We start from the raw sequence: 25,049 nt of genomic DNA, 5'->3' as shown, positions 1-25,049 counted from the left end.
TATGAGAAATCGTTAGTAAACGTTTTCTCATAGTTCGCTCCAGTGGTTCAGGCCTGATCGACTTTTGTCACACTCTCATATCTTTTCTCTTGACCTTATAATTCTGTAAATTTGACAGGCAAGTTATTGCAAAGTGAAATTGAATTATATATCATGTAGTTAATGTTTAAATTAACTTTGGTTCATCCAATGAAAGAGAGTTGGAATATTAAATGGAAAACGAACAAGCTCCGATTCGTTCGGATGCTGCCGAGCGCATGAGTTCGGGCTCAGCCTGGATGACAGTGGGGACCTTTGCTTCCAGATTACTCGGCTTGCTTTATATTATTCCTTGGGTCCGCTGGATGGGAGATCCCCAAACCGCGGCCGAAGCCAATGCCCTTTATGATATCGGCTATAAATACTATTCAATCTTTTTGGTCATCTCTACAGCCGGTGTGCCTTCAGCCATCGCTAAACAGATGGCCTACTACAATGCTCGTAAGCAATATGATACGAGCCAGCAGCTCTTCAGGAGTGGGACCATTCTAATGTTAGTGATGGGCCTCGTTTCGGGCCTCGTCCTCTTCTTCGCAGCGCCCTGGCTGGCAGAATCGACGCCAACACGGGAGGTCAGCCATGCTGTTCTTACTATTCGGTCTTTAGTGCCTGCTTTGGTTCTCTTCCCCTTACTTTCTATCTTTAGGGGCTACTTCCAAGGACATCAGGATATGAAGCCAAGTGCCATTTCCCAGATTACGGAACAATTTTTCCGTGTGGCTTATATGCTGGCTTCGGTTTATGTCATCCGTCGCATCTTCGATGGCTCTGTTGTCACGGCGGTTAGCCATTCGACCTTTGCCGCCTTTATCGGTGGGGCAGTGGCCATTTTGACCCTAGCTTTCTATTATTTGCGCCACCGCAAGGAGTATCCGGTGTCACTGACTAAGAAGGCCAGCTACCAGGTCAAAACGTCCGGGATGATCAAAGAAATTATTATGATCGCTATTCCTTTTATCATTACAGGCTCTGGTATCGAACTAACCCAGTTGATCGATACCAATACCTTCATGCCTATCATGGAGAAGGTGAGCAATTTAGGGCAGGCTGATATCATTTACGAATACGGGATCTTTTCCGCTAATATTAATAAATTAGTGACTGTCCTTGTCTCCCTGGCCCTGGCTATTGGAGCAACATCTATCCCAGTGATTGCGAATACTTATTCACGGGAATTAGACCACCAGGAGCGATCAACTAGCCAACCTATTCTAAGCGAGACTAGCCACTTGGTCATTCATAACTTGCAACTCTTCTTAATGGTTATGTTGCCAGTAGCGCTAGGTCTCTTTATCTTGGCCGGCCCCGTTTATAATTTAGTTTATCGGCCGGATGCCCTGGGGAGCATGTATTTGAGAATTTCTTGCTTCACCGCTCTGGGAATGGGCGCTTACTCGGTCCTAGTCTCCGTCTTACAGGCAATGGACCACCATAAGCAAGCGGTAATCGGCCTAGCTTTGGGTTTGGTGATGAAGTTAGTATGGCAATATCCTTTGATTTTCTTCCTCGGAACACCTGGGGCTATGCTAGCAACGATTATTTCTTTCACAACGATTTCCCTCTACTATCTCTACCACATCCATCGTTTAGTTGGCTTCCGCTACCGGGAACTCCTAAATGAAAGTTTACCGATTGTTCTCTCTGCCTTTATTATGTTCCTTGTGGCAGGGCTGCTCTACTTGATTCTAGCTTATCTCCTGCCCATGCCTAATCTGCTCGGCTCAATTGTCATTAGCCTCTTGGTAGTTGCCGTTGCGGTATGGGTGTACCTCCTCTTAATGCTTAAGAGCCACAAGTTAGACCTGGTTCTCGGTGTACGCGCTGAAGACCTGCGCCGCAAGTTAGGGCTTAGCTAGTTTTTAAAACACAGCGAACTACTTCTAAAGTTCGCTGTGTTTTTATTTATCCTAAATATGAAAGCGCTAGCATTAAATTTTGCTTTACGTTATAATAGGGATAGGAAGGGAAGTCTCCCTATAAATTTAATTAATGTTACAAATGTTACAATAACTATGAAACATTTGTAACAAAAGCCTTCCTATTCCTCTTGGTTAGCGGTATGATAGAAGCACTTAGAAGATTAAATGTTAAAGCGAGGGGGTTTTAACAATGGAAGCAATGACAAAGAACAAAGGACAAGTTATTAAGAAATTATCACTTGCATCACTTGCCTTAGTATCTACTACCGCTTATCAATTATGTCGAGAAAGTGTAAAAGCTGATGAAATTAACCAACACCAGGTCCAAGCGGGAGATTCGCTCTGGAAGATTGGGAATACTTATGGCGTCAGCATTGACCAATTGAAGAACTGGAACCAACTGAAGGATAACTATGTCTTGCACCCAGGGGATACCTTGTATATTCAAGACCAAAACCCTGCAGTTAAGACAGAAGAGCCAGCTAGTCAACCCGCAAAGCCTGCTAGCCAGCTAGAAAATCAAGCACCAGCTAGCACGAGCACACCAACAAGTCCTGCGCCAAAAACTGAGACAGCAAAACAAGCTGAATCTGCGGAAACAACTTACCAAGTTAGGGCAGGCGATTCGCTCTGGCGGATTGCTAAGAATAATGGGGTCAGCTTGGAGGATTTATTGGCATGGAACCAACTCAAGACGGACAGCCTGATTCTTCCTGGTAAGCAACTCGTGGTCAAGGCTCCGGCTAAAGCACCAAGCAAAGAAATAGCAAGTAATAAAGAAACAGAACAAGCTGCTGAAGAGACCGGAAAGCCTTATGTTCGTGACCAAAAGACCTTTAAGGATGTCAATGCAGCAGTTAAATACGCCCGCGACCATTTTGATTACAAGCGCCATAAACAATTCTATGTGAATTGGCAAGCAGATGGCACTTACACGGTCGATTGGGAAATGCAAGCGGGTCAAAGACAAAAACCTGACCTTCGTCAAGATAATAAGAAGCTCCCAAGCGCAGCCACTTATGCTGTGAAGGCGGGAGATTCACTCTGGGCAATTGGCCAACGTTATGGTGTCAGCATCCAAGACCTGATGAAGTGGAACCATTTAACCGCTCAAAGTGTTATCCATCCTGGACAAAAGCTAGTCCTTCAAGCCCCTCAAGTAGCTGCAAATCATCAAGCAAAGCCCACTCCTGCTCCTGAAGTCACAGCACAAGGACGCTTAGTTGATCCTAAACGTTTTGATGATGTGAAGACAGCGGTTCAATATGGACGGGGCCACTTTGATTACACCAAGCACAAAGAGTTTTATGTAAACTTAGGCAAGGATGGCCGCTATGTTCTCGAATGGGAAATGAAGGATCAAGTCGCCAAGCCAAAAGAAGTGAAAACAAGCCATCAAGGCAAGGACAATTACAAAGTCAAAGCAGGCGACTCACTCTGGGCCATTAGTCAAAGAGAAGGCGTAACGGTTAATGATCTGATGAAGTGGAACCAACTGGATGCCAATTCTGTGATCCATCCTGGTGACCAACTGATTGTTAAGAAAGCAGCCACCCAAAAGAATCAAAGACCTGCTCAAGCAGAAAAGAGTACAAGTCCTTATGTCAGAGATGCCAAGCATTTCCAAAGCATTAATGATGCAGTCCGCTACGGCCGTCAAAATTTTGATTACAAGCGCCACAAAGAATTCTATGTCAACTGGGATAATGGCCACTATGTGATCGATTGGGAAATGAAGCCAGGAGTTAAAGAACAGATGGCTGATACTAGCCCCGAAAAGACGAATTATACCGTCAAAGCAGGGGATTCGCTTTGGTTGATTGGGGTTCGTCATGGTGTTAGTGTCGACCAATTGAAGGAATGGAACCATCTGACATCTGATTTCCTACAAATTGGTGACCAATTAGTGATTAAATAGGAGACTGTAACAAAAGTTCGTTAATTAATAGGAGGCTGGAGCTTTTCCTCAGCCTGATTCAGATAAAGAGGCAGACTAACTTGCCTCTTTATTTTTATAAAAAAGATAAAAATTATAAAGTTTTTAAAGCTTTCATATAGTAAGTGGCTTTAAACTGAAAGGAAATATGCTATAATTGATAAAAAAGATGGAGGCGTTTACCTTATGACAATTCATTGGACACAAGAAGCACAGAAACGCTATGAGGCTTATTATGAAGACCTCTTTACTTTACTGAAAGTGGATAGTGTACGAGATGACAGCCAGGCTAGTGCAGAAGCACCGGTTGGACCAGGCCCTAAAAAGGCCTTAGAGACCTTCCTTTCTATGGCTGAGCGCGATGGTTTCCAAACAGCTAATATCGATAATATTGCCGGCCGGGTTGAATTTGGTGAGGGCGACGAAATCCTGGGTATCTTAGCCCACGTGGATGTGGTGCCTGTGGATAAATATTGGGAGACGGATCCTTTTGATCCTGTGATTAAGGACGGCAAGCTCTATGCCCGGGGAGCAAGTGATGACAAGGGGCCTCTCATGGCTGCCTACTATGCCCTAAAGATTATTAAAGACTTGGAACTTCCTGTTTCTAAGCGGGTGCACTTTATCGTAGGGACCGATGAAGAAAGCGATTGGAAGTGCATGGACCGCTATTTCGAAAGCGAAGTGAAACCGGACTTTGGCTTCTCGCCAGATGCTGAATTTCCTATTATTAATGGGGAAAAGGGCCAGTACACCAGTCATCTCACTTTTTCACCTTTCCAAGGGGACTTAGTCAGCTTTGAAGGTGGGCAACGTGAGAACATGGTGCCTGCTGAAGCCCAAGCCCGTTTGGCGAACCAAGATCTCGACCGAGTTCAAGCTGCTGCAGCAGACTTCCAAAATGATCATCCAGCTGCCAGTTTAACGGTTGAAGCAACAGACCAAGGACAAATCCTTGTCGCTTGTGAAGGGAAAGCAGCCCATGCTATGGACCCTTCTCAAGGAGAAAATGCAGCAACTTACCTGGCTCTTTTCTTGCAGGGACTGAGTGACGATTTAGCTAAGAATCGCTTTATCAGCTTTACGGCAGACCGCCTTCATGAAGACTTCTATGGGAAAGAATTAGGCTTTGCCCACCATGATGACGTGATGGGAGATCTCACCCTTAATCCAGGTGTCTTTGCAGTTGAGGGCGACCAAGTTAAGGTCACTTTAAACATGCGGGTGCCACAAGGTATTAGCTATGAAGAGATCGGCAGCCGTTTGGATGAGCTCGGCCAAGACTATGCCTTTAGCCGGGAAGATGGCAAGTCGAATAAGGCTCCCCACTATGTGCCAGCTGATGACCCATTGGTAACTACCTTACTCGATGTTTACGAGAAATATACTGGTGAAGTTGGCCAAGAAAAAGTGATCGGGGGCGGAACTTACGGGCGTCTCTTCGAACGTGGCGTGGCCTTCGGTGCGCTTTTCCCTGATTCACCAGATACCATGCACCAAGCCAATGAATTTGCTCGCCTCAAAGACCTTGAGAAGGCGATGGCTATCTATGCTGAAGCCATTTACCGCTTAATCAAATAAGATGATGATTGAATCCAAACAGAACCCGCAGATTAAAGCCATTAAGAAATTGCAACAAGCGAAGGGGAGACGGAAGGCGAAGCGTTATATTCTGGAAGGGCCTCACTTACTGGAAATGGCCCTAGAGGCGGGAAAACAGCCTGAATTAATCTTGTGCACGGAGGCTAGCTTTAAGGCCGATTATGCGAACTATAACTATCAATTGATCAGTCCACAGTTAGCCGACTATCTGGCAGAAACGGAAAGCACTCAGGCGGTTTTTGCGGTGATGCCCTTGCCTGAGCCGCTTAGTCTTGAACAATTGACATCTTCTGCCATTCTCCTTCTCGATGGCCTCCAGGATCCAGGTAATTTGGGCACCATTATCCGGACAGCAGATGCCCTGGGTTACCACAGCCTGATCCTTGGTAAAGGGAGCGTTGATCCTTATAATAGTAAGGCCTTGCGCGCCATGCAGGGGAGCCAGTTCAAACTCCAACTTGTCCAGGCTGGCTTGGACCAAGCCATCCCTCAATTGCAGAGCCAGGGTTACCAGATCGCTGCTTCCACCCTGTCCAGTGATTCACAGAGTGTCAGGGATTACCGTTTGACAGATGGCAAAAAATGGGGCATTATATTAGGTAATGAGGGTAATGGGGTTAGCCCTGACTGTATTGAATTGGCGGATGTCAGTCTGCATATTCCTATGACAGGGCAGGCTGAATCCTTAAATGTCGCCATTGCAGCTGCAATTATGATGTACGAATATCGTCCCGTGATTTAGAAAGTAGAAAGAGTGATGAGTGAATGCACAAACACACACGACCATGGGAATCTGACAGCGACTACTTAGAGCTCGTAGCCGATATTAAAGACCATCAATTTATTAAAGATTTGGAACGCTTCCCCCAACATATTCATGGAAACCGGATGATTCATTCCTTTCAAGTATCCTACAAGAGCTATAAGATTGCGCGTAAGTTAGGTTTAGACTACCGGTCGGTGGCACGTGCAGGCTTAATGCATGACTTGTTCTATTATATGCCTGGCGAGTTATCATTTTCACACGGCAATCACTTAAGCAACCATCCCTACATTGCCTTGCAGAATGCACGTGCTTTAACGAGCCTCAATCCAATCGAAGAAGATATTATTGTTAAGCATATGTGGTTGGCAACGGCTGCACTTCCTAAATATCGGGAATCTTATGTGGTGACCATGGTTGATAAGTGGGTAGCTTGCGAAGATTTTGCTTATCCGCTTTTCCGTAACTTTAGCACAAGCTTCCAGTGTAAAGTTTATAAATACTTCTTGGGCTTAGACCTGAGAGAAGAAATGAGAGATTAAGATGACAACAGAGAAACACGTGCCGACACTGTGTCCTAAATTTGAACGTGGTTTTCAGTTGATTGGTAAGAAATGGAACGGTCTAATCATCCAAAGTTTATTAAATGAGCCTTTGCGATTTGGGCAATTGCGTGACAGTATCAATGGCATTTCTGACCGGGTGTTAATCGAGCGCTTGCGCCAACTGGGCCGTTTAGGTATCGTTTGTCGCAAAACTACAGAAATTGATTCCCACCAGGTGGCGCTCTATAGCCTGACCGAAAAAGGTCTGGAGCTAGAACCTGTTCTTAACAATCTTCACCAATGGGCTGATGAGTGGATGGCTAAAGATGATAAAATTTAATATAAAAATCAAGGGCTGGGGCAAAATGCTTCAGCCTTTTCTAGTCAGAGTTGCTTATAGCTTCTGTTTTAAAACTTTGGCCTGGTAATGGCTTTATACAGGATTTGAGTTGACGCTAAGTTGAATTTTGCTTATAATAAGTTGTAATATCACGTTGATAGAAGACGGAAATAGTCACAAGTGTAGCCAGGAAGAGAAATCAGCGACTGAGAGTTTCTTCTACACGGACTAGGCCCTTTCACTTCTTGAGTAGGCACCGGGACCGGATGGAAAAGGTGTCCGCAAGCCAGCGTTAAAGGCTTTGAGTGTCAGCAGTAATTTTTGTCAGCTGAAACAAGGGTGGTACCGCGGTCTTTCGTCCCTTTGAGGGATGGAAGGCTTTTTTGTTTTCTATTAAATTAAATGGCATTGAATAAAAGGAGTTATCATGGATATCATTGAACAATTGAAAGCTTTAGAGAAGGAAATGCATGATCAATTATCCCAGCTAACGGATCTTGATGGTGTTAAACAATTACGGATTGATTATCTCGGTAAGAAGGGGGCATTGACCCAAACCTTACGGGGAATGAAGGACTTGTCCAATGAAGAACGGCCTAAAGTGGGGGCCTTCGCTAATGAATTAAAGACCAAGTTAGCGGACGCACTGGACCAGAAAGAGGAAAAATTCCAAGCTGAAGCCCTAGAAGCAGCCTTGGCAGCTGAAACAATCGATGTTAGCCTGCCTGGCCAAGAAGTTCAGCTCGGTAAGCCGCACATTATTGCCCAAGTTATGTCGGATATTGAGACTCTCTTTGTTTCCATGGGTTATGAAGTTGTCGAAGGTCCAGAAATTGAATCCGACTATTACAACTTCCAGCGGATGAACCTACCAGAAAACCATCCGGCCCGTGATATGCAGGATACCTTCTATATCAATAAGGACGTCCTCTTGCGGACTCACACCTCACCTGTCCAAGCACGGACCATGGACCAGCACGACTTCTCCAAGGGCCCACTTAAGATGATCAGTCCAGGTAAGGTTTACCGTCGTGATGATGATGACGCTACCCACTCCCACCAATTCCACCAAATTGAGGGTTTGGTAGTGGCTGAAAATGTAGGTTTGGCTGATTTGAAGGGGACCCTCGAAGTCTTCGCTCAACACATGTTTGGTGCAGACCGGGAAATTCGTCTTCGCCCATCTTACTTTCCATTCACTGAACCTTCTGTTGAAATCGACATTTCTTGCTTCAAGTGCGGGGGTAAGGGCTGCAATATCTGTAAGCAGAGTGGTTGGATTGAGATCCTCGGTGGAGGGGTTGTCCATCCAAATGTCTTAGAAATGTCAGGCGTAGATAGCGAGCGATATACTGGTTTTGCTTTCGGGATTGGGCCGGACCGGGTGGCTATGTTGAAGTACGGAATTGAAGATATCCGTCACTTCTACCAAAATGACCTACGCTTCTTAACACAGTTCCAAGAAAAGGGGTAAGCAAGTAAATGAAAGTATCAATTGAATGGTTAAATGAACTCATTTCTCTAGAGGGAATTACAGCGGAAGAACTCGCTGATAAGATGTCGCGGACAGGGATTGAAGTTGATGGATTGGAAAATCTGGGGAGTGTCTTGAAGAAAGTTGTTGTCGGCCATACCCTCGAAGTTGTCGACCATCCAGATTCAGACCACCTCCATATCTGCCAAGTCGATGTTGGTGAAGAAGAGCCTTATCAAATCGTCTGTGGCGCGCCTAATATTGCCAGCGATCAAAAAGTCATCGTCGCTCTCCCTAACTCACGGATTAAAGACAATGTAAAGATTAAGAAAGGGAAACTGCGCGGCCAAGTGTCCCAAGGGATGATTTGTAGCTTAGAAGAAATCGGTTTTGATGAAAATGTTGTAGCTAAAGAATTTGCTAATGGGATTGCTGTCTTACCAGAAGATGCACCAGTCGGAACTTCGATTGTTGACTATCTCAAGCTCGATGATCCGATTCTTGATTTGGATGTGACGCCTAACCGGGCAGATGCCTTGTCAGTTAGAGGGAATGCCTGGGAAGTGGCTGCTATTTATGGCCGTCAGCCTGAGTTTCCTAGTGAAGATGTTGACGCATTCGCCAAGCAATCGGACCTGGCAGAACATGTCTCCATTCAAGTGGATGATTCAGATATGGTGCCTGAATACAATGCCTTCTTGGTACGCAATGTGAAGATCCAGCCCAGCCCATTAGCCGTCCAAGTGCGCCTAATGAAGTCAGGTATTCGTCCCATCAATAATATTGTAGATGCGACCAACTATGTCTTGCTCGAATACGGCCAGCCTCTACATGCCTTTGACTACGATAAATTAGGAACAGGCAAGATTGAAACACGGATGGCCCAAGCGGGTGAGGCCCTGCAAACCCTTGACGGCGAAGAACGGCAATTGACGGAAGAGGATATCGTGATTACAGATGGCCAAAAACCGATTGCTTTAGCGGGCGTTATGGGGGGCTATGATACGGAAATTGATGAGTCCACACAAAATGTCTTGCTTGAAGCAGCGATGTTTGAGCCCATTCATATTCGTAAGACGGCCCGCCGCTTAGGTTTGAGAAGTGAATCTAGTATGCGTAATGAACGCGGGGTCAACCAAGCGACGATCGCAGAAGCGGGCTATTATGCCGCTCAATTAATGGTTGCCTGGTCTTCGGGAGACTTAGAACCAGGATTTGCCCAAGTTTCTACATTAGATCATGGGGATGTTAAAGTGCCTTCTTCTTTGGCTTATATTTACCGTGTCTTAGGGACCTCATTAACTTACCAGGATATTGAACAAGTCTTTGCCGACTTGCAATTTGGCTTAGAAGGGGATGCCGACCACTTCACTGTAACTGTTCCACCACGCCGTTGGGATATTCATATTCCGGCTGATCTAACAGAAGAAGTTGCCCGCATCTATGGTTATGACAAGATTCCTTCCCACCTTCCTAATGCCCAAGGCTACAAAATTGGCCTGACTGAGCGCCAACAGTTCGATCGCCGGGCTCGTCAGACCATGCAAGCTCTCTCCTTCAACCAAGTCATTGGCTATAACTTGGTCAGTGCGGAGGCTTTAAATGTCTTGCAATTAGAAGAAAGAGCAGCCGTTGAGCTGGACTTCCCGATGAGTGAAGACCACCGTTACATGCGGACCAATCTGCTGACTACTGATCTCGATATCACCCGTTACAATGTCGCACGCAATATCAAAAATGTTGCCATTTATGAGAGCGGCCGCATTTCCTACTGGGAAGATGGCCAGGCAGTTGAAGAAAATCACTTGGCAGCCGTTTGGACTGGTAACCGCATCGACCAATCTTGGCAAGGTCAAGACCAGGCAGTTGATTTCTTCGCGATGAAGGGGATCGTTGAAGCCTTACTCGCTTCCATGAACCTGGCTTGCAGCATCCGCTACCAGGCTGCGCATGATATCGCTGATACCCATCCTGGACGGACTGCCCGTATTTTAGCTGATCTTGGGGAAAAAGAAACGGTGCTTGGTTTTATCGGCCAGCTCCATCCACAAACGGCGGATAGCTATGACTTGGCTCAAGCCACTTACGTCTTTGAACTGTCCTTAGACCGGCTCTTTGACCTACCTAAGCAAAGGATTGTCCAAGAAAGTATTCCAAAATTCCCAGGCATTAAGCGGGATATTGCCCTCCTCGTTGATGAAAGTGTCAGTCACGCTGAAATCCAAGCCTGCATCCAAGAGGCAGGGAACAAATACCTGCGTGATATCCAAGTCTTTGACCTCTATACCGGCGACAAGATTGAAGCAGGCAAGAAATCTTTAGCTTATCAACTGTCTTACCTGAACCCAGAAGCCACCCTCCAAGACGACGAGGTTACGGCTAATGTGGACGCTATTATCCAAGCCCTAAGTCAGGAATTGGGAGCCCAAGTTCGCTAAGAATTGAGTGAGAATTAGGCCACTTCAAGAGGAATTTTGGTCAAAGTATGATAAGATAAAAGTAGACATATGATAATAAATTAGGAGGTCAAAATAATGGATATGTTTGAGAGCTTAAAAGCTAAAATTCAAGACAAAAAAGTGCGCATTGTTTTCCCTGAAGGTGCCGAAGAGCGCATCCAAGGAGCCGTTGTCCGCTTGAAGCAAGATGGTTTAGTTGAACCTATCTTATTAGGTAATCCTGATGACTTACAAGCTAAGGCAAAAGGATTTGGCTTCGATTTGTCTGGAATTGAGATTGTAGATCCCAATAACTACGATGCTTTTGACGAAATGGTAGATGCCTTCGTGGAACGCCGTCGTGGCAAAGCAACAGAAGAACAAGCTCGTGAAATCCTTAAAGATGAAAACTACTTCGGGACAATGTTAGTTTACCAAGACAAGGTTGATGGCTTGGTATCTGGGGCTGTCCACTCAACAGGGGATACCGTTCGTCCTGCCCTCCAAATCGTTAAGACTAAAGAAGGCGTTCGTTCCACTTCAGGTGCCTTCATCATGGTTCGTGACGATGAACGCTATGTCTTCGCAGACTGCGCTATTAACATTGATCCTGACAAGAATGCTCTGGCTGAAATTGCCATTGAATCTGCAAAGACTGCTGAATTGTTCGATATTGAACCAAATGTGGCTATGCTAAGCTTCTCTACCAAGGGATCTGCTTCTGCTCCCCAACAAGAGAAAGTTGCTGAAGCAGTGGCGATTGCCCAAGAAAAAGCGCCTGAACGCTTCAACATCGATGGTGAATTACAATTCGATGCGGCCTTCGTTGAATCTGTCGGCAAACAAAAAGCACCTGATTCTAAGGTAGCAGGCCAAGCAAAAGTCTTTGTCTTCCCAGAAATCCAATCGGGTAACATTGGCTATAAGATTGCCCAAAGACTCGGCGGCTTCGAAGCGATTGGGCCTATCTTACAAGGGATGGCTAAACCAATTTCTGACCTCTCACGCGGTTGTAATGAAGAAGATGTTTATAAGATTTCAATCATTACCGCTAACCAAGCTTTGTTGGATGACTAAGCGAGCTGATAAGAATTTACAAAAGGGACTGGGATTAAAGGACCAGTCCCTTTACTTTTTGCTCCCTTCTAGCTTTGGTGATAAAATAAGACTAATCGACAATTAATGAAAGGAGTGGATAGGATGTCTGCGACTTTGAATTGGCAGGGAGAGGCTGATACGCAATCCTTTGCCCATTATTTAGCTTCCTATGTCAAAGCGGGCGATATTATTTGCTTGGCTGGAGACCTAGGAGCAGGAAAGACCACCTTCACTCGTTACTTAGCAGAAGGGCTGGGAATTTCTGGGAATATTAAGAGCCCAACTTTTACTATTATCCGTGAATACCAGTCTGGCCGGCTTCCGCTCTACCATATGGATGCTTATCGCTTGGAAGAGACAGGGGCTGAGGGTATGGGCCTGGAAGAGTATCTAGAAGGGGACGGCTTAACGGTTATCGAGTGGCCACAATTTATTGAAGAGGACTTATCGACGAATTATTTGTGGTTAACCATTAGCAAGGGCCAGGAGGATGACCGCCAAGTCCACTTTGAAGGCTTTGGACCGCGGGGTAAGCAACTGGCCCGGATTATAGAAGAGGAGTATTGCTAGTTATGAAGAAAGAAGAAATCGAAATTGTTTTTGAAGATGGTCAAGCCAAGCATGCCAAGCAATTATTAGATTTTTACCGCCAAGTTGGAGCTGAGAGCCCTTACTTGACCTTCGATGAAGAAGGTTTAGGGATTAACCAAGAACAGGAGACACGTTATCTAAAACAAATTCAAGAGACGACCAATAATCGTCTCTTGCTGGCTAGCCTTAATGGGGAGATTATCGGGGTCGCTAGTATTGGTGCACCGACCAATCCCAAGACAGGTCATGTCGGTGAGATTGGCATTTGCCTTCTCCGTCGCTTCTGGGGCATGGGTCTCAGCCGGGTGATGATGGAAGATATGATCGAGTGGGCAGAGGAGAGCCCTTCCTTACGCTATCTGCGCTTGGAAGTGAATGCGGAGAACATTCGTGCCATCAAGCTCTATGAACACTTTGATTTTGAATTGATTGGAAAGACCCCCGCTGCAATGTTCTGTCAAGAAAGTTACCAGGATGTCTTGATGATGGGACGTCGGGTGGATGACAGCGAAGACCAATAAAAAATAGCCAGTGACCGGGTCCAACTTGGACTTCATTCTGAAGTCGGAGGGGACTTGGGTCCTGGCTATTTTTACCATGCTTTAAAGGTGATAGCGAGCATGAAGAGAAATAAGAAGAGATTAGAGAGGGCGAGGCCCCAGCGCCAACGAGCAGCCTGGTCATTAAGTGAGAAAATGATGCCCACGATGGGGATGAGGAGGCTCAAAATGAGGTTCCAGTGGTTCAAGGACTGGGGGTCTGCCATCAATTGTTTAGCTGAAAAGAAGAGACTGAGGGCAGTCATCAAGAGGGCCTGACGTCTTTCTTTGGTCATGAGTCATTGTCCTTTCTTATAGTATTTTGGCTAAGAGCTGGTCAATGCATCTATTTTAGCAAATTATAAGGCTTAAGACTAGGATGGGCCAAATATTTAAGCTATCTTTTCATTTATTTGGACTTGTGGTATGATGGAGGGACGAAAGTATCGATTAGGCGGGAAAGGTGATCGTTAAGTGATGAAAGAAAAATTTCTTGAGCATTTTCCTCAAGCAAGGGTTAAGTTCGATGAAGCTTTGAGCTCTTATTCCTATACACGCACAGGGGGGCCGGCGGATATCCTGGTTTTTCCTCAGACCATTGCGGAGGTTCAAGATTTTGTGTCATACGCTAAAACCGAACAGATTCCTATCATGGTATTGGGCAATTCCAGCAATTTAATTGTTCGGGATGGTGGCATTGAAGGGATTGTCATGATCTTAACAGATATGAAGGCAGCTGAGGTCCAAGACCAGACTTTGGTTGTTGAAGCGGGAGCTCGCTTGATTGATGTCAGCCGCTTAGCTGCCGACCACAGCCTCGGTGGGCTAGAATTTGCCTGTGGGATTCCGGGGAGTCTGGGTGGCGCCGTCTTTATGAATGCGGGCGCTTATGGCGGCGAGATGGCTGATATTGTATCCCGTGTGGACTATGTCGATCAAAGAGGCAGTCTGCGTCAGCTCACTCTTCAAGAACTTGACTTTGCTTACCGGCATAGCTGTTTTCAGGAGAATGGCGGGGTTGTCGTTAGGGTGCATATGCAGCTCCATTCGGCTGATTCAGACGCTATTGAGTCGCGGATGGCTGAATTGACCCACTTACGAGAATCCAAGCAGCCGCTGGACCTGCCTTCTTGTGGCAGTGTCTTCAAACGGCCTGAGGGGCATTACACGGGTCAGCTGATTCAAGAGGCCGGCCTCCAAGGCTATACGGTTGGTGGGGCCCAAGTTTCATTAAAACATGCGGGCTTTATCGTGAACATCGGCCAGGCCACAGCGACTGACTATTTAGCCGTCATTGCCCATGTTCAAGACGTGATTAAGGACCGCTATGGCGTCGACTTAGAGACAGAAGTGCGGATTATTGGCCGCGACTAGAGATAAAACTTAACATGAATCAATCAGATAAACTTCTTCTGTGTTAAAATTATGTTAAAATACATGGAGAAGTTTATTTGTGTTTTTTATTTTAAATCACTGCTGGAGAGGAATAAGGCCTTGGCAGTATTTGGCGAAAGGAGTTGGCAAGGATGGGGGAAGCCTGGATTAAATTTAATAATTTTTCTTTTACTTATGCTGGGGCACAGTTTCCAGCCCTTAAAGACATTAACTTGACCATTGAAAAGGGAGAAAAGGTCCTTGTTTTGGGGGCAAATGGGTCAGGCAAGACAAGTTTTCTTAAGGCTTTGAACCAAGAATTAGGGACAGCGGCTAATCCTGGAAAGATCGAAGGCAGCGTGAGCTACTGTGACCATAACGTGGAAAGCTTTAAAGGGAAGGATATCGCTGACTTTATTTCAGAAGATTCAGCCGACCAAGAGCTAGTGGACCTAGCCCCTCAAGACGAAGGAGATTTTACCAAGCAAATTTGGTCTTTACTGGCTAAGGATTCCCAAGAACGTTCCTTCAATGATTTGTCTGCTGGCGAGCAAGACCTCTACCGGATGATGGACCATATCAAGGACCATAAGAAGGTCTATATCTTTGATGAGCCCCTGGCAAATTTGGCACCGAGAGCGGCGGAGCACTTTGTCGATGCCTTGGATGACTTCCATATGAAAACTCAGTCGACAATTGTGGTTGTTGAACATCGTTTAGAACAGATGATGTACCGGCATATTGACCGCGTCCTGGTCTTACTAGGCGGCCGTCTGGTCTTCGATGGTTCTTTATCAGACTTACTCCACCATGCGATCCTAGCCAATCTTAATGTGCGGGAGCCCCTCTATGTGACAGCCATGCGATATGCCGGCTATCCCCTCGACCAAGTCCATCATATCGCCCATGTCAACCATATATCTGGCCCTAAATTAAAAGACGTTATGGAAGACTGGGCCCTCTCTATTCCTAGTTTTCGTTATCAAGAATCGACGGAAGAACTTATCCGCTTGGAAGATGTTTCCTACCACTACAATCATAAAAACCATGCCCTTAAAAACCTTGATTTGAAGCTTTGTCAGGGGGAAATGCTTAGTGTAGTTGGCGCCAATGGAGCGGGGAAAACAACTCTCAGTCGGATTCTCAGTCAGTGCTTAGAAGCAGACCAAGGACAGGTCTTCTGGCATGGGCAGGAAGTAACCGCCGCTAACCGGCAAGAGGTTAAAAATAAGATTGCCTATCTGCCTCAGAATTTTAGGCCTTTGATTGTTGGGGCGACCCCATGGGAGCAATTGGAGAAGTTCTATGCCAACTATCAAGAAGCTGGCTGCCAGCTCTCACTAGATAAGGAAGCCCTCTTCAACCAGCTTCTTTCTGCAATTGGCTTTGACCATCTTAAGAATTATCCCTTGAAATTTTTAAGCTATGGCCAGCTCAAACACTTGGTTCTGGCTTGTGTGCTCTTGAAGGACCCCGAGCTCATTATTATTGATGAGCCGACGGAGGGCCAAGACTACAAGCATATGGTTGACTTTATGGGTAGCCTTTACCGGATCAATCAAGAAAAGGGAATTGCTGTGATTATGAACACCCATGATGTGGAAGTGCTCTTAGCCTATACCCGACGCTGTCTCGTGATGTCAGAAGGGGAAATCATTGCAGATACAGATCCTGTTTATGTGACCTCTAACGAGGATTTAGTCGACCAAGCAGCCTTGAGGGAAAGCTCTCTTTCTGTCTTTGCCAAGCGCATCGGCCTTGTGGATCCCTATACCTTTATCCGTAAATTTATGGACTATGACCGTGAAGTCCAACAAAGTTAGAGGAGGAGGGATTGTATGAACCATTACTTCAAGCAGGCTGTCCAACGGGCTTGGCCAGTTATCATTGCCTATATTCCTTTGTCCATCGCTTGTGGGGTCCTCTTAGCCAGTGCAGGTTTGTCTTACTGGCAGGTTGCTCTTAGCTCTCTTTTAATCTTTGGTGGGTCAGCACAATTTATGCTAGCTTCTTTGGTCCTAGCTGGCGCCTCAACTTGGGTGATTATCGGCTTAGTCTTACTGCTTAACTCCCGCCAGATGCTTCTGACCTCTTCCCTAGCTTCCTATTTACCTCAGGAAAAGACTTGGAAGTTAGCCTGGCTTAGTCAATTTACAGCTGACGAATCCTATGCCCTCAACGTTGTGAACTTCCAAGAAGCTGACCAGGGGCAAGGAGAGTGGACCTTCGACCAGGCCTTCTATCTTGCCCTGACCACCTATCTCACCTGGCTGTGTGGGACGGTTGCGGGGGCTATCTTGGGTCAGTTCTTTGCCTTCCCAACGGTTATCGTAAACTATGTGCTCATTGCCATGTTTATTGGCCTTTTGCTTCCTCAGATTAAGAGCCGCAAGACTTTCTCAATAACCCTCATCAGTCTAGCGATGAGTCTGGTCTTAAGGTTCTTGGCACCTTCGAGTCTAGTGATTGTCCTGGTGACGCTTTTAGCGAGCTACCTGGCTTATCGCATAGACCGGCATTTATTGGAAGAGAGAGGAGACCTGTCCTTATGAAGCTAACTTTTCTTATTCTAATCATCGGAGTCCTATCGGTTTTGATGCGGGTCATCCCGGGTATTTTGACCCGTAAGGCTAACTTACCCTTGTCTATTCGCTTGGCTATGCCCTATGTACCGATTACACTATTTACAGCTATGATTACTTGTGATATTTTCTTCTGGGAGGAAGACTTTAGCTTGAATCCCTTGGTCAATCTCAAGCTCATCGCTTCGCTGCTTGCTATTATTGTGGCATATAGGACCAAAGACTTAATCAAAACGGTTTTAGCCGGGGTGCTTACGATTAGTTTACTTTATTTTATTTTTTAAGAAAATGCAGACCTTGGAGTCGACTTTGACTCTAAGGTCTGCATTTTTGCTTGTCTATGAATTAGAGGTCTCTCTGCTGTGAGCGTTGGGCTAAGGCCTGGACGTCAATACCCCGGACTTGGGCCCAGTGCCAAGGCCCAGCGCTGAGGACTAGGTCTAAATGTTTGAGATCTTGGCTGTTGCGGCAGTTAAGCAGGAGGTAGATCAGCTTCAGCTTGTCAGTGAATTCTTGGACATATTGCAGGCTGTCTGCTAGATCATGGTTGAGAACGAGCTGGAGGAAGTAGCCGCTCATACCGACTGCTTGGGCGCCTAGGCTCAGTGCCTTAACCATATCGAGGGGCTGACGTACCCCTCCCGAAGCTAGCAGGGTGAGGTCAGAGGGTGCCTGGCTGGCTTCTAAGAGACTGACCACGGTGCTTTGTCCCCAGTCAAAAAGTTCGGCAAAGTCTTGGTCAGGTCGTCTCTGGTTTTCGATTTGGGCAAAGTTAGTCCCACCTCGCCCACTAATATCGATGGTCGAGAAGCCTAATCGGTAGAGTTCATTAATGGTCTCTCGGCTCATGCCAAATCCCACTTCTTTAATGACGATGGGGACTTTTACCTGGTCTTTGATATCCAGCAAGTGGTCCCTGATCCTCCGAAAATCGCGATCGCCTTCGGGCATGACAATTTCCTGAGGGAGGTTTAGGTGGACTTGGAGGGCGTCTGCTTCTAGAATTTCAACGGCTTTTTTGGCGTCCTGGCCATTCCGGTCAGCTCCCACATTGGCTAAGATGAAGCCCTCCGGATATATCTCACGAATAATGCGAAAAGAAGCTTCTTGTTGAGGATCCTTGAGGGCAGCTGACAAAGATCCGCTAGCCATAGGGAGTTTGAGAGCCTGGGCTAATTGAGCTAATCGTCCATTAATTTCGCGGGTCCATTCGCTTCCCCCCGTCATAGCATTGATGTAGAAGGGGAGGGGGAAGTCTTGACCCAACCAGTGACTGGACAGGTCAATGTCTTCTTCTGACAGTTGACCGATACTGTTGTGGACGAAACGTACATGGTCAAAATCGCTGATCTTTTCTTCTTTATAGTTGGCAGCAGCTTCTCTGACATGGTCATCTTTCCGGTTAGTCATTGTAAATATCACCTCTATCTTTTTATATGGAATAGATATCTAAGGCTAAATGTTTCAAGCCACTTGTCTGAGCCTTTTCAAGGAAGGCCTGTCCACTGGAGCGATTGGGAGCGATAGCGATGGCACAGTCGCCTTGGCCGGCACCCGATACCTTGGCAGCTAGGCCAGCTTCTCTGGCTGAGTTGACAACCTCTTCTAAAGCCGGGCTGGCATAGAAGGAGCCCTGGCTCTGTAATTGGTCTTCAATCAGGTCTTGGTTAGCACTTAAGTGGCGGTTAAAGTTAGGGAAATCTCCCTTTTCTAAGTCTTGGGCAAGGGCTTCGACAAGTTCTTGAGACCGGTCCAAAAAGTCCTGGCTGAGCTGGGTCTGCTGGCGCTTAAGGAGCTTTTCAGTTGAGGCTTCCCGCCCCACCCAGAAGGCATAGAAGGCCCAATCATCGGGGAAGGCTAAGCTTTGGATAGTGAGGCCAGGCCAGTCGCTATCTAATAATTTGAGAACATCTTGTCCAGTTGTTTTCTTGGCCCGGCGGAACCAGGTTCGGTCAAAATTTTGATAGAGGAGGAGGCCCCCATAACTTGCGGCAGCTAAGTCGCCGAATGAGCCTTTCATCTTTAAGCGAGACTCTGCAATGGCTGCTAGTTTAAAGACTTTGAGCCGGTCAGCGGCTGACGGACTTTCTGGGATGTCAGAGAAGGCTTGGAGGATCCCCCAGAGACAGGCTACCAGAACAGCCCCGCTAGAGCCTAGGCCATACTTGTGGCCTTCTTGATCATGGAGCTGGCTTTTTATGCGGAGCCGGTAGCTGCCAAGTTCGAGATCAGGATACTTAGCTTGCAAGTACTGTTCAGCCAGGCGAATGCCCTCCCAGATGAGGTCGAATTTATCGGCTCCTTGACTGGTGCTGACAATTTTACCAGCATTGGTTCTGGACCAAGTGAGCCTTTCAGCAGCTAGGTCGCTGAAGACTTCATTCTGGTCACTTGCTTCAATTTCTAACTTGAGAAAGGCATCGACAGCTGCAACAAGGGCCTTCTGCTGGCTTTTGGTCACGGCATATTCTCCTGCCCAGAATAATTTTCCAGGAACTTTAACATGACAAGTGTTCATAAACAAATCCTTTCTAATAAAAATGTTTTTAATAGGGCCAGTGGTCAAGGGATTGGATACCAGGGCCTACCTGGCTTGTGATCACTTGGGCCTCTGGGAAGGCTTCTTCCATAGCCTGGGCAATATCTTGACTTTCAGAAGCCGGGCAGAGGACTTTGATATTAGGGCCTGCGTCCATGGTAAAGTAGGCTGTATAGCCTTGGTCACGCAGGCTTCTGACCTGGTCCATGGCCTCCAAACTAGCCGGTTCAAAGTAAGTAAAGGGCGGGTCAGAAGCGAGCATGGTCGCATGCATAGCCATAGCGTTGGCTTCCGCAATCTGTCCGATAGCTTTTAGGTCGCGGCGCTGGATAGCAGCCTCTATCTCTTTGAGATGTTTCTCGGCGAGACTGGGCCAAGCGGGATAGAAGGCAGAGGTCTCAATAGTATGGGCCATGCCTTGTCGAGAAGGGATTTTTTTGTGCTGGGTATTGAGGGCTAGGATAACCATAGCTACCCCCCAGTCAGCTGGATCCAGCGGGACGGCACGTGAGTTTTCATGGCGGCCTCCTTTTTCCCATTTGACAAAGCCTGGGAAGATGCTGCGGGTGGCTGAACCTGACCCTCGTCTAGCATAAGTTGATAGTTCTTGGTCGGTCAGGTCTAAGGTCAAAGCCTGGCGACAGGCGGCTGCTAGCGCTGCAAAGGCGGAAGCCGAACTGGCTAGGCCTGCGCCTGTTGGCACATGGTTGACACTCTCCACCCGGCAAGGCAGGTCAAGTTGGGCTAGGTCTCTGAAGAAGTCTAAAAAGCGGCTAATTTTAGCGACGGCCCCTTCAGCTTGTTCTTCCCCATTCAGACAGAAGCTATCTTGTTTTAACTCTTCTGAGAAGCAAACTTTGGTATCCGTATATAAGGCATCTAAGGTGAGGGAAAGGGAGCTATTCATGGGGATGAAGAGTTCGCTATCCGCCTTTCCCCAATATTTAATCAGTGCAATATTTGTATGGGCACGCGCCATGCCTTGGTAAGTCGTCATAATATCCTCCTTAGCTTGGTTCCGGACTGGCTAGTGGGATAAGCCAGTAGTCAACAATCATTTCTTTAACAACTAGGCTTTGGCCTAGGTCTTCTGCTTCTTTTTGTGTTGGCATGAGGGCAATAAAGCAGCCTCCCTTGCCTCCTCCCGTGAGCTTAGCGGCAGCAGCCCCGTGGTCGAGGCAAGAGCGAATGCCCATATCTAGTTCGGGACTGGAAACTTGGAGGGTTTGGAGGTTGATTTGGGAAGCCTGCATACTTTGCGCAATAGCTTTTAAGCTAGTTGGAGCCTTTCCGCTTAAGTGCTGGTAGAGATCCTCGCTTGCTTGGCCGAGTTCTTCTAGAGCTGCTTTGGCGGCTAAGTGGCGGGATGGATGCTCGCTGTCCAGAGCTTGGCGAATGCCTGCCACCGCTTCCTTAGTATTTCCCGGAATCCCGGTATCAGCTACCAGCAAATAATAAGGTGTTTGGAAGTAAAAAACTTCCATACTTTGTCCTTTCTGGTAGGAGAGGGGGCGGTTTAAGACAGTTAAACGAGCATCTAGACCGCTGGGATTACCATGGCTAATCGTCTCTGCCAGGTCAGCATAAGCCAAGAGACTTTCCTGGTCTAAGCCCTCATTGTAAAAATCATAATAGGCTCGGATCAAGGCTACTGCAACAGCTGCGGAACTTCCCATACCGCGTTCGGCGGGAATATTACTGTCGATGCGGATCAAAAAATTAGCTCGGTCGCTGTGGTCTTCCTGTAGACTTTGCCAGAGTTGACGGAGGTTATCTAAATGACTAGGTGCCGCTGTTAGGGGCCCCTGGTAGAGTTCACTCATAAGAAAAGTCGGCCCAGAAGATTCTTCTAGGCTAACTTGGATGGTGACGGCTTCAATCGGTAGGGCGAGGGCACGATAGCCATAGACCACACTGTGCTCACCGCTTAGAATAATTTTACCGTGGGCTTTACCTATTCCTCTTTTCAATTTGTCTCACTTCCATTTCCATTCCTATCTATTGTACAATATTTGTAAGCAAAACACGAAGGGGAATGGTGAATCTCAATTGAATTCATCAAAATATTAAAAAAGATTTATTGCATCTTCGTGGCTAAACGTATACACTACATTATAATGAGACGCTTATGTATTGAGCTGTCCAGGAAATAAAGGAGAGTGGAAAAGTGGCAGTAAATGAAAGTATGAAAGCTGTAGAAAAAATTATTGTGCTCGACTACGGCAGTCAGTACAATCAGTTAATTACCCGTCGCATCCGTGAGTTTGGTGTGTATTCAGAACTACTATCCCATCGCTTGTCGGCAGAAGAGATCCAAGCAGAAGGTAATGTCAAAGGGATTATCTTATCTGGAGGACCTAATTCTGTTTATGCTGATGGAGCCTTTGATGTCGATGCTGGCATCTTTGACTTAGGTATTCCTATCCTCGGTATTTGTTACGGGATGCAATTGATTACCCAAAAACTGGGTGGCCGAGTTGAAGCTTCCGATAAGCGGGAATACGGCCAACAAGAAATGACCATCAAGAAAACAGCTTCTAAAATCTTTGCTGGTTTAGAAGAGGAAGAGCAAGTATTGATGAGCCATGGAGACCGGATTGCTGAAATTCCTGAAGGCTTTGAAATTACTGGGGTTGCTCCCCATAGCCCAGCCGCTGCTTTTGAGAATGAAGCGGAAGAGATTTACGGTTTCCAATTCCACCCAGAGGTTCGCGCTTCTGTAAACGGTAACCAAATGTTACGTAACTTTGTCTTCAATATCTGCGGTGCTTCAGGGGATTGGTCTATGGAAGACTTTATTCAAATCAAGACAGCAGAAATTCAAGAACTTGTGGGCGATCGCAAGGTGCTCTTGGGACTTTCTGGCGGTGTTGATTCATCCGTAGTAGGTGTGCTTCTCCAACGGGCTATTGGCGACCAGCTTGTCTGCATCTTTGTGGACCATGGGCTCCTGCGTAAGGGTGAAGCTGACCAAGTGATGGAAACTTTAGGTGGCAAATTTGGCTTAAACATCATTAAAGCGGATGCTGCAGACCGCTTCCTTGGCAAATTAGCTGGAGTTGAAGACCCTGAAAGAAAACGTAAGATTATCGGTAATGAATTTATTGAAGTTTTTAACGACGAAGCGACCAAGCTCAATGGGGTAGACTTCCTTGCCCAAGGGACCCTCTATACCGATGTCATTGAATCAGGGACAGAAACCGCTCAAACAATTAAATCCCACCACAATGTTGGTGGCTTGCCAGAAGATATGAGCTTTGAATTAATTGAGCCGCTGAATACCCTCTTCAAGGATGAAGTCCGTGCTTTAGGGACAGCCTTAGGTATGCCAGATCCAATTGTTTGGCGCCAACCCTTCCCAGGTCCTGGTCTAGCCATCCGTGTAATTGGAGAAGTTACGGAAGAAAAATTACATATTGTGCGTGAATCCGATGCTATTTTACGTGAAGAAATTGCTAAGAATGGTTTGGAACGCGATGTTTGGCAATACTTTACGGTATTGCCAGGCTTCAAATCCGTTGGCGTCATGGGCGACCAGCGAACCTATGAATATACGATTGGTATCCGGGCCATCACATCTATTGATGGGATGACAGCCGAATGGTCCCGTTTACCGCATGAACTCTTAGATACCATCAGCCGTCGGATTGTCAATGAAGTCTCCGGGATCAACCGCGTCGTCTATGATATCACCAGTAAGCCACCATCGACCATCGAATGGGAATAAGAATTTAGAACCATATTCACCAAAGATCAGCTAGAGGGTGCTATACCCTATTAGCTGATCTTTTTTCTCTGCCTATATAGATTGGATAAATAATAGATATAAAAAAGAAGCGCTTTCGTTTTAAAACTTTCTTAATAATTGTTATACTAAAACTATCATAAGAATAGGAGGAATAAGAAATGGATGCTATAAATGCTTTTTTAGAGCCGATTCTCTCGGCGATTCCTAATATTTTAGGAACGGTTTTACTCTTACTGGTCGCTTGGATTATCGCTGTGATTGTTCGTAAGTTAACCTTCAAGGGGCTGGAAGCTATCCACGCTGACCAACGCTTCTTAAGCTGGGGAGTAGCCCAGGATGAAGGGGATGCTAGGGGCTTGCTCCAGACGATTGCCAAGGTCGCTTACTTTTTAGTTTTTGTCTTCTTCCTGCCTGCCATCTTACAAGGCTTGAATATTGGAGGGGTCATGGAACCAATCACTAATATGTTCGATAAGTTCTTTGCCTTCATCCCTAATATCATTGGTTCGATTCTGATCTTAGTATTAGCTTTCTACTTCTGCGGTTTTGTCCGCGATATTGTACAAAATCTCTTAGAGCGGGTCAATATTGATGGTAAGTTGGCAGGGCTTCTGCAGACTGATCCTGAAGAAGGGCAGACCCGCAGCAAGGGCCAACAAGTGGCTAAGGGTCTAGCTATGCTGGTTTATGTCTTACTCTTTATCCCCTTATTGACGGCTGCGTTAGAGGTTTTAGGGATTGAATCGATTGCGAAACCAATCGTTAACCTACTCAATACCATGTTGGCTGCTATTCCGAATATCTTAATTGCCCTGGTCCTTGTGAGTGTAGGTGCTCTACTTGCCAAGTTGATCGGAGACTTAGTGGAAAACTTACTGAGTGCGGCTAATATTGACCGTTTCACCAAGTATCTTAATGTTAAGGAAGATGCCCATTCCCTTCAGCTTAGTGCTATCTTAGGGCATGCAGTAAAGGCTGTTATTGGTATTTTCTTCTTAGTTCAAGCCCTAAATGTCTTACAGCTTGATGTTCTCTCACAGATCGGCCAAGCGGTGATTGCCTACTTGCCTTTAGTTCTGTCTGCTATTGCTATCCTTTGTCTGGGCGTCATTGGTGGGAACTTGTTGGCTAATTTCCTTAGAGAATCGACAGGGTCTAAATTTTTAGCTAATACTGTTCAATACGCTTTGGTCATCTTAGCCATCTTTATGGCCTTAGACCAATTACAATTCGCCGCCTCTATTGTCAATATTGGCTTCATGCTAATTGTGGGCGGAGCTTCGGTTGCCTTTGCACTGGCCTTCGGTTTAGGGGGACGCGATTTTGCCCGCAAACAATTGGAACGTCTCGACTACAAAATCAACCAAAAAGATGAAAAGTAAATGACAAATGAAGAAGAGTGCGGTGCACACAAGTTGTGCACCGGCTTTTTTTATAAAAACAATACATTAATTGTTCGACATTTAGTTCCTGACCATGTACAAAAAATACAATAGTGTCTTCCTATAAGATTATGAAAGCT

The 25,049-nt window shown here is 46.2% G+C and carries 22 protein-coding genes; 17 read left to right on the top strand and 5 right to left on the bottom strand.

Annotation, left to right across the window (positions count from 1 at the left end):
- Nucleotides 1-212 precede the first annotated feature (212 nt).
- From QP860_RS02205 to QP860_RS02155, 11 genes are all read left to right on the top strand, one after another.
- Complete coding sequence (locus QP860_RS02205) at nt 213-1,895, top strand: putative polysaccharide biosynthesis protein (RefSeq protein ID WP_070616832.1); 1,683 nt, start codon at nt 213-215, stop codon at nt 1,893-1,895.
- Nucleotides 1,896-2,148: 253 nt separating this feature from the next.
- A complete protein-coding gene (locus tag QP860_RS02200) occupies nt 2,149-3,876 on the top strand; it encodes a muramidase family protein (RefSeq protein ID WP_070616834.1) in 1,728 nt (575 codons plus the stop codon).
- A 204-nt stretch (nt 3,877-4,080) separates the two neighbouring features.
- Nucleotides 4,081-5,475 (top strand): dipeptidase PepV, encoded by a 1,395-nt coding sequence (pepV, locus tag QP860_RS02195; protein WP_070616836.1) that lies wholly within the window; start codon nt 4,081-4,083, stop codon nt 5,473-5,475.
- A gap of 4 nt (nt 5,476-5,479) precedes the next feature.
- Nucleotides 5,480-6,238 carry a TrmH family RNA methyltransferase gene (locus QP860_RS02190; protein WP_284912088.1) on the top strand — a complete coding sequence of 253 codons (759 nt, stop codon included), beginning with the start codon at nt 5,480-5,482 and terminating at the stop codon, nt 6,236-6,238.
- Between the two features lie 23 nt (nt 6,239-6,261).
- The gene (locus QP860_RS02185) at nt 6,262-6,801 is read left to right on the top strand and encodes an HD domain-containing protein (RefSeq protein ID WP_070616839.1); all 540 of its coding nucleotides are present in this window, start codon (nt 6,262-6,264) and stop codon (nt 6,799-6,801) included.
- A gap of 1 nt (nt 6,802) precedes the next feature.
- Nucleotides 6,803-7,144: a winged helix-turn-helix transcriptional regulator gene (locus tag QP860_RS02180; protein ID WP_067975730.1), complete on the top strand. Its 342-nt coding sequence runs from the start codon at nt 6,803-6,805 to the stop codon at nt 7,142-7,144.
- A gap of 427 nt (nt 7,145-7,571) precedes the next feature.
- Entirely contained in the window at nt 7,572-8,618 is a 1,047-nt protein-coding gene (gene pheS, locus QP860_RS02175) for a phenylalanine--tRNA ligase subunit alpha (protein WP_070616841.1), read from the top strand.
- 8 nt (nt 8,619-8,626) lie between these two features.
- Nucleotides 8,627-11,056, top strand: coding sequence for a phenylalanine--tRNA ligase subunit beta (gene pheT, locus QP860_RS02170; RefSeq protein ID WP_284912087.1), 2,430 nt, complete (start codon nt 8,627-8,629; stop codon nt 11,054-11,056).
- 96 nt (nt 11,057-11,152) lie between these two features.
- The gene (gene pta, locus QP860_RS02165) at nt 11,153-12,133 is read left to right on the top strand and encodes a phosphate acetyltransferase (protein ID WP_070616844.1); all 981 of its coding nucleotides are present in this window, start codon (nt 11,153-11,155) and stop codon (nt 12,131-12,133) included.
- A 123-nt stretch (nt 12,134-12,256) separates the two neighbouring features.
- Entirely contained in the window at nt 12,257-12,724 is a 468-nt protein-coding gene (gene tsaE, locus QP860_RS02160) for a tRNA (adenosine(37)-N6)-threonylcarbamoyltransferase complex ATPase subunit type 1 TsaE (protein WP_070616846.1), read from the top strand.
- A 2-nt stretch (nt 12,725-12,726) separates the two neighbouring features.
- Nucleotides 12,727-13,266, top strand: coding sequence for a GNAT family N-acetyltransferase (locus tag QP860_RS02155; RefSeq protein ID WP_070616848.1), 540 nt, complete (start codon nt 12,727-12,729; stop codon nt 13,264-13,266).
- Nucleotides 13,267-13,337: 71 nt separating this feature from the next.
- Here QP860_RS02155 and QP860_RS02150 read toward each other — a convergent pair whose 3' ends face one another.
- The gene (locus QP860_RS02150) at nt 13,338-13,580 is read right to left on the bottom strand and encodes a hypothetical protein (RefSeq protein WP_070616850.1); all 243 of its coding nucleotides are present in this window, start codon (nt 13,578-13,580) and stop codon (nt 13,338-13,340) included.
- A 178-nt stretch (nt 13,581-13,758) separates the two neighbouring features.
- Between QP860_RS02150 and murB the strand changes: the two genes are divergently transcribed.
- The 4 genes from murB to QP860_RS02130 all read left to right on the top strand — a co-directional run bounded on the left by murB (nt 13,759) and on the right by QP860_RS02130 (nt 17,524).
- Nucleotides 13,759-14,658: a UDP-N-acetylmuramate dehydrogenase gene (murB, locus tag QP860_RS02145; protein WP_168162684.1), complete on the top strand. Its 900-nt coding sequence runs from the start codon at nt 13,759-13,761 to the stop codon at nt 14,656-14,658.
- A 152-nt stretch (nt 14,659-14,810) separates the two neighbouring features.
- On the top strand, nt 14,811-16,481 hold the full coding sequence (locus tag QP860_RS02140; protein ID WP_284912086.1) for an ATP-binding cassette domain-containing protein: 1,671 nt from the start codon (nt 14,811-14,813) through the stop codon (nt 16,479-16,481).
- Nucleotides 16,482-16,496: 15 nt separating this feature from the next.
- On the top strand, nt 16,497-17,210 hold the full coding sequence (locus QP860_RS02135) for an AzlC family ABC transporter permease (protein ID WP_284912085.1): 714 nt from the start codon (nt 16,497-16,499) through the stop codon (nt 17,208-17,210).
- A complete protein-coding gene (locus QP860_RS02130) occupies nt 17,207-17,524 on the top strand; it encodes an AzlD domain-containing protein (RefSeq protein WP_070616857.1) in 318 nt (105 codons plus the stop codon). The genes QP860_RS02135 and QP860_RS02130 overlap by 4 nt, the downstream gene beginning before the upstream one ends.
- A gap of 61 nt (nt 17,525-17,585) precedes the next feature.
- Here the strand turns inward: QP860_RS02130 and fni are convergent, their stop codons facing one another.
- Genes fni through mvk form a run of 4 tightly spaced genes read right to left on the bottom strand, consistent with a single transcriptional unit; the run spans nt 17,586 to nt 21,749 of the window.
- Nucleotides 17,586-18,650 carry a type 2 isopentenyl-diphosphate Delta-isomerase gene (gene fni, locus QP860_RS02125; RefSeq protein ID WP_284912084.1) on the bottom strand — a complete coding sequence of 355 codons (1,065 nt, stop codon included), beginning with the start codon at nt 18,648-18,650 and terminating at the stop codon, nt 17,586-17,588.
- A 22-nt stretch (nt 18,651-18,672) separates the two neighbouring features.
- Nucleotides 18,673-19,758 (bottom strand): phosphomevalonate kinase, encoded by a 1,086-nt coding sequence (locus tag QP860_RS02120; protein ID WP_083294281.1) that lies wholly within the window; start codon nt 19,756-19,758, stop codon nt 18,673-18,675.
- 28 nt (nt 19,759-19,786) lie between these two features.
- On the bottom strand, nt 19,787-20,776 hold the full coding sequence (mvaD, locus tag QP860_RS02115) for a diphosphomevalonate decarboxylase (RefSeq protein ID WP_284912083.1): 990 nt from the start codon (nt 20,774-20,776) through the stop codon (nt 19,787-19,789).
- Nucleotides 20,777-20,786: 10 nt separating this feature from the next.
- Complete coding sequence (gene mvk / locus QP860_RS02110; protein WP_070616862.1) at nt 20,787-21,749, bottom strand: mevalonate kinase; 963 nt, start codon at nt 21,747-21,749, stop codon at nt 20,787-20,789.
- A 215-nt stretch (nt 21,750-21,964) separates the two neighbouring features.
- On the opposite strand from mvk, the gene guaA reads away from it, so the two are divergent.
- Nucleotides 21,965-23,506 (top strand): glutamine-hydrolyzing GMP synthase, encoded by a 1,542-nt coding sequence (gene guaA, locus QP860_RS02105; RefSeq protein WP_070617117.1) that lies wholly within the window; start codon nt 21,965-21,967, stop codon nt 23,504-23,506.
- A 179-nt stretch (nt 23,507-23,685) separates the two neighbouring features.
- Nucleotides 23,686-24,909, top strand: a complete 1,224-nt coding sequence (locus QP860_RS02100; protein WP_284912082.1) for a mechanosensitive ion channel — start codon at nt 23,686-23,688, stop codon at nt 24,907-24,909.
- Nucleotides 24,910-25,049: the final 140 nt, after the last annotated feature.

The organism is Aerococcus sp. UMB1112A, from assembly GCF_030230715.1.
Lineage (GTDB): Bacteria > Bacillota > Bacilli > Lactobacillales > Aerococcaceae > Aerococcus.
Note: the sequence above shows the minus strand (reverse complement) of the source record. Positions and strands in the feature narration are given on the sequence as shown.

Excerpts from the sequence above, each read along its gene's own strand:
- QP860_RS02205 (WP_070616832.1), top strand. The coding sequence starts at position 213 with ATGGAAAACGAACAAGCTCCGATTCGTTCGGATGCTGCCGAGCGCATG.
- QP860_RS02200 (WP_070616834.1), top strand. The coding sequence starts at position 2,149 with ATGGAAGCAATGACAAAGAACAAAGGACAAGTTATTAAGAAATTATCA.
- pepV (WP_070616836.1), top strand. The coding sequence starts at position 4,081 with ATGACAATTCATTGGACACAAGAAGCACAGAAACGCTATGAGGCTTAT.
- QP860_RS02190 (WP_284912088.1), top strand. The coding sequence starts at position 5,480 with ATGATTGAATCCAAACAGAACCCGCAGATTAAAGCCATTAAGAAATTG.
- QP860_RS02185 (WP_070616839.1), top strand. The coding sequence starts at position 6,262 with ATGCACAAACACACACGACCATGGGAATCTGACAGCGACTACTTAGAG.
- QP860_RS02180 (WP_067975730.1), top strand. The coding sequence starts at position 6,803 with ATGACAACAGAGAAACACGTGCCGACACTGTGTCCTAAATTTGAACGT.
- pheS (WP_070616841.1), top strand. The coding sequence starts at position 7,572 with ATGGATATCATTGAACAATTGAAAGCTTTAGAGAAGGAAATGCATGAT.
- pheT (WP_284912087.1), top strand. The coding sequence starts at position 8,627 with ATGAAAGTATCAATTGAATGGTTAAATGAACTCATTTCTCTAGAGGGA.
- pta (WP_070616844.1), top strand. The coding sequence starts at position 11,153 with ATGGATATGTTTGAGAGCTTAAAAGCTAAAATTCAAGACAAAAAAGTG.
- tsaE (WP_070616846.1), top strand. The coding sequence starts at position 12,257 with ATGTCTGCGACTTTGAATTGGCAGGGAGAGGCTGATACGCAATCCTTT.
- QP860_RS02155 (WP_070616848.1), top strand. The coding sequence starts at position 12,727 with ATGAAGAAAGAAGAAATCGAAATTGTTTTTGAAGATGGTCAAGCCAAG.
- QP860_RS02150 (WP_070616850.1), bottom strand. The coding sequence starts at position 13,580 with ATGACCAAAGAAAGACGTCAGGCCCTCTTGATGACTGCCCTCAGTCTC.
- QP860_RS02140 (WP_284912086.1), top strand. The coding sequence starts at position 14,811 with ATGGGGGAAGCCTGGATTAAATTTAATAATTTTTCTTTTACTTATGCT.
- QP860_RS02135 (WP_284912085.1), top strand. The coding sequence starts at position 16,497 with ATGAACCATTACTTCAAGCAGGCTGTCCAACGGGCTTGGCCAGTTATC.
- QP860_RS02130 (WP_070616857.1), top strand. The coding sequence starts at position 17,207 with ATGAAGCTAACTTTTCTTATTCTAATCATCGGAGTCCTATCGGTTTTG.
- fni (WP_284912084.1), bottom strand. The coding sequence starts at position 18,650 with ATGACTAACCGGAAAGATGACCATGTCAGAGAAGCTGCTGCCAACTAT.
- QP860_RS02120 (WP_083294281.1), bottom strand. The coding sequence starts at position 19,758 with ATGAACACTTGTCATGTTAAAGTTCCTGGAAAATTATTCTGGGCAGGA.
- mvaD (WP_284912083.1), bottom strand. The coding sequence starts at position 20,776 with ATGACGACTTACCAAGGCATGGCGCGTGCCCATACAAATATTGCACTG.
- guaA (WP_070617117.1), top strand. The coding sequence starts at position 21,965 with ATGAAAGCTGTAGAAAAAATTATTGTGCTCGACTACGGCAGTCAGTAC.
- QP860_RS02100 (WP_284912082.1), top strand. The coding sequence starts at position 23,686 with ATGGATGCTATAAATGCTTTTTTAGAGCCGATTCTCTCGGCGATTCCT.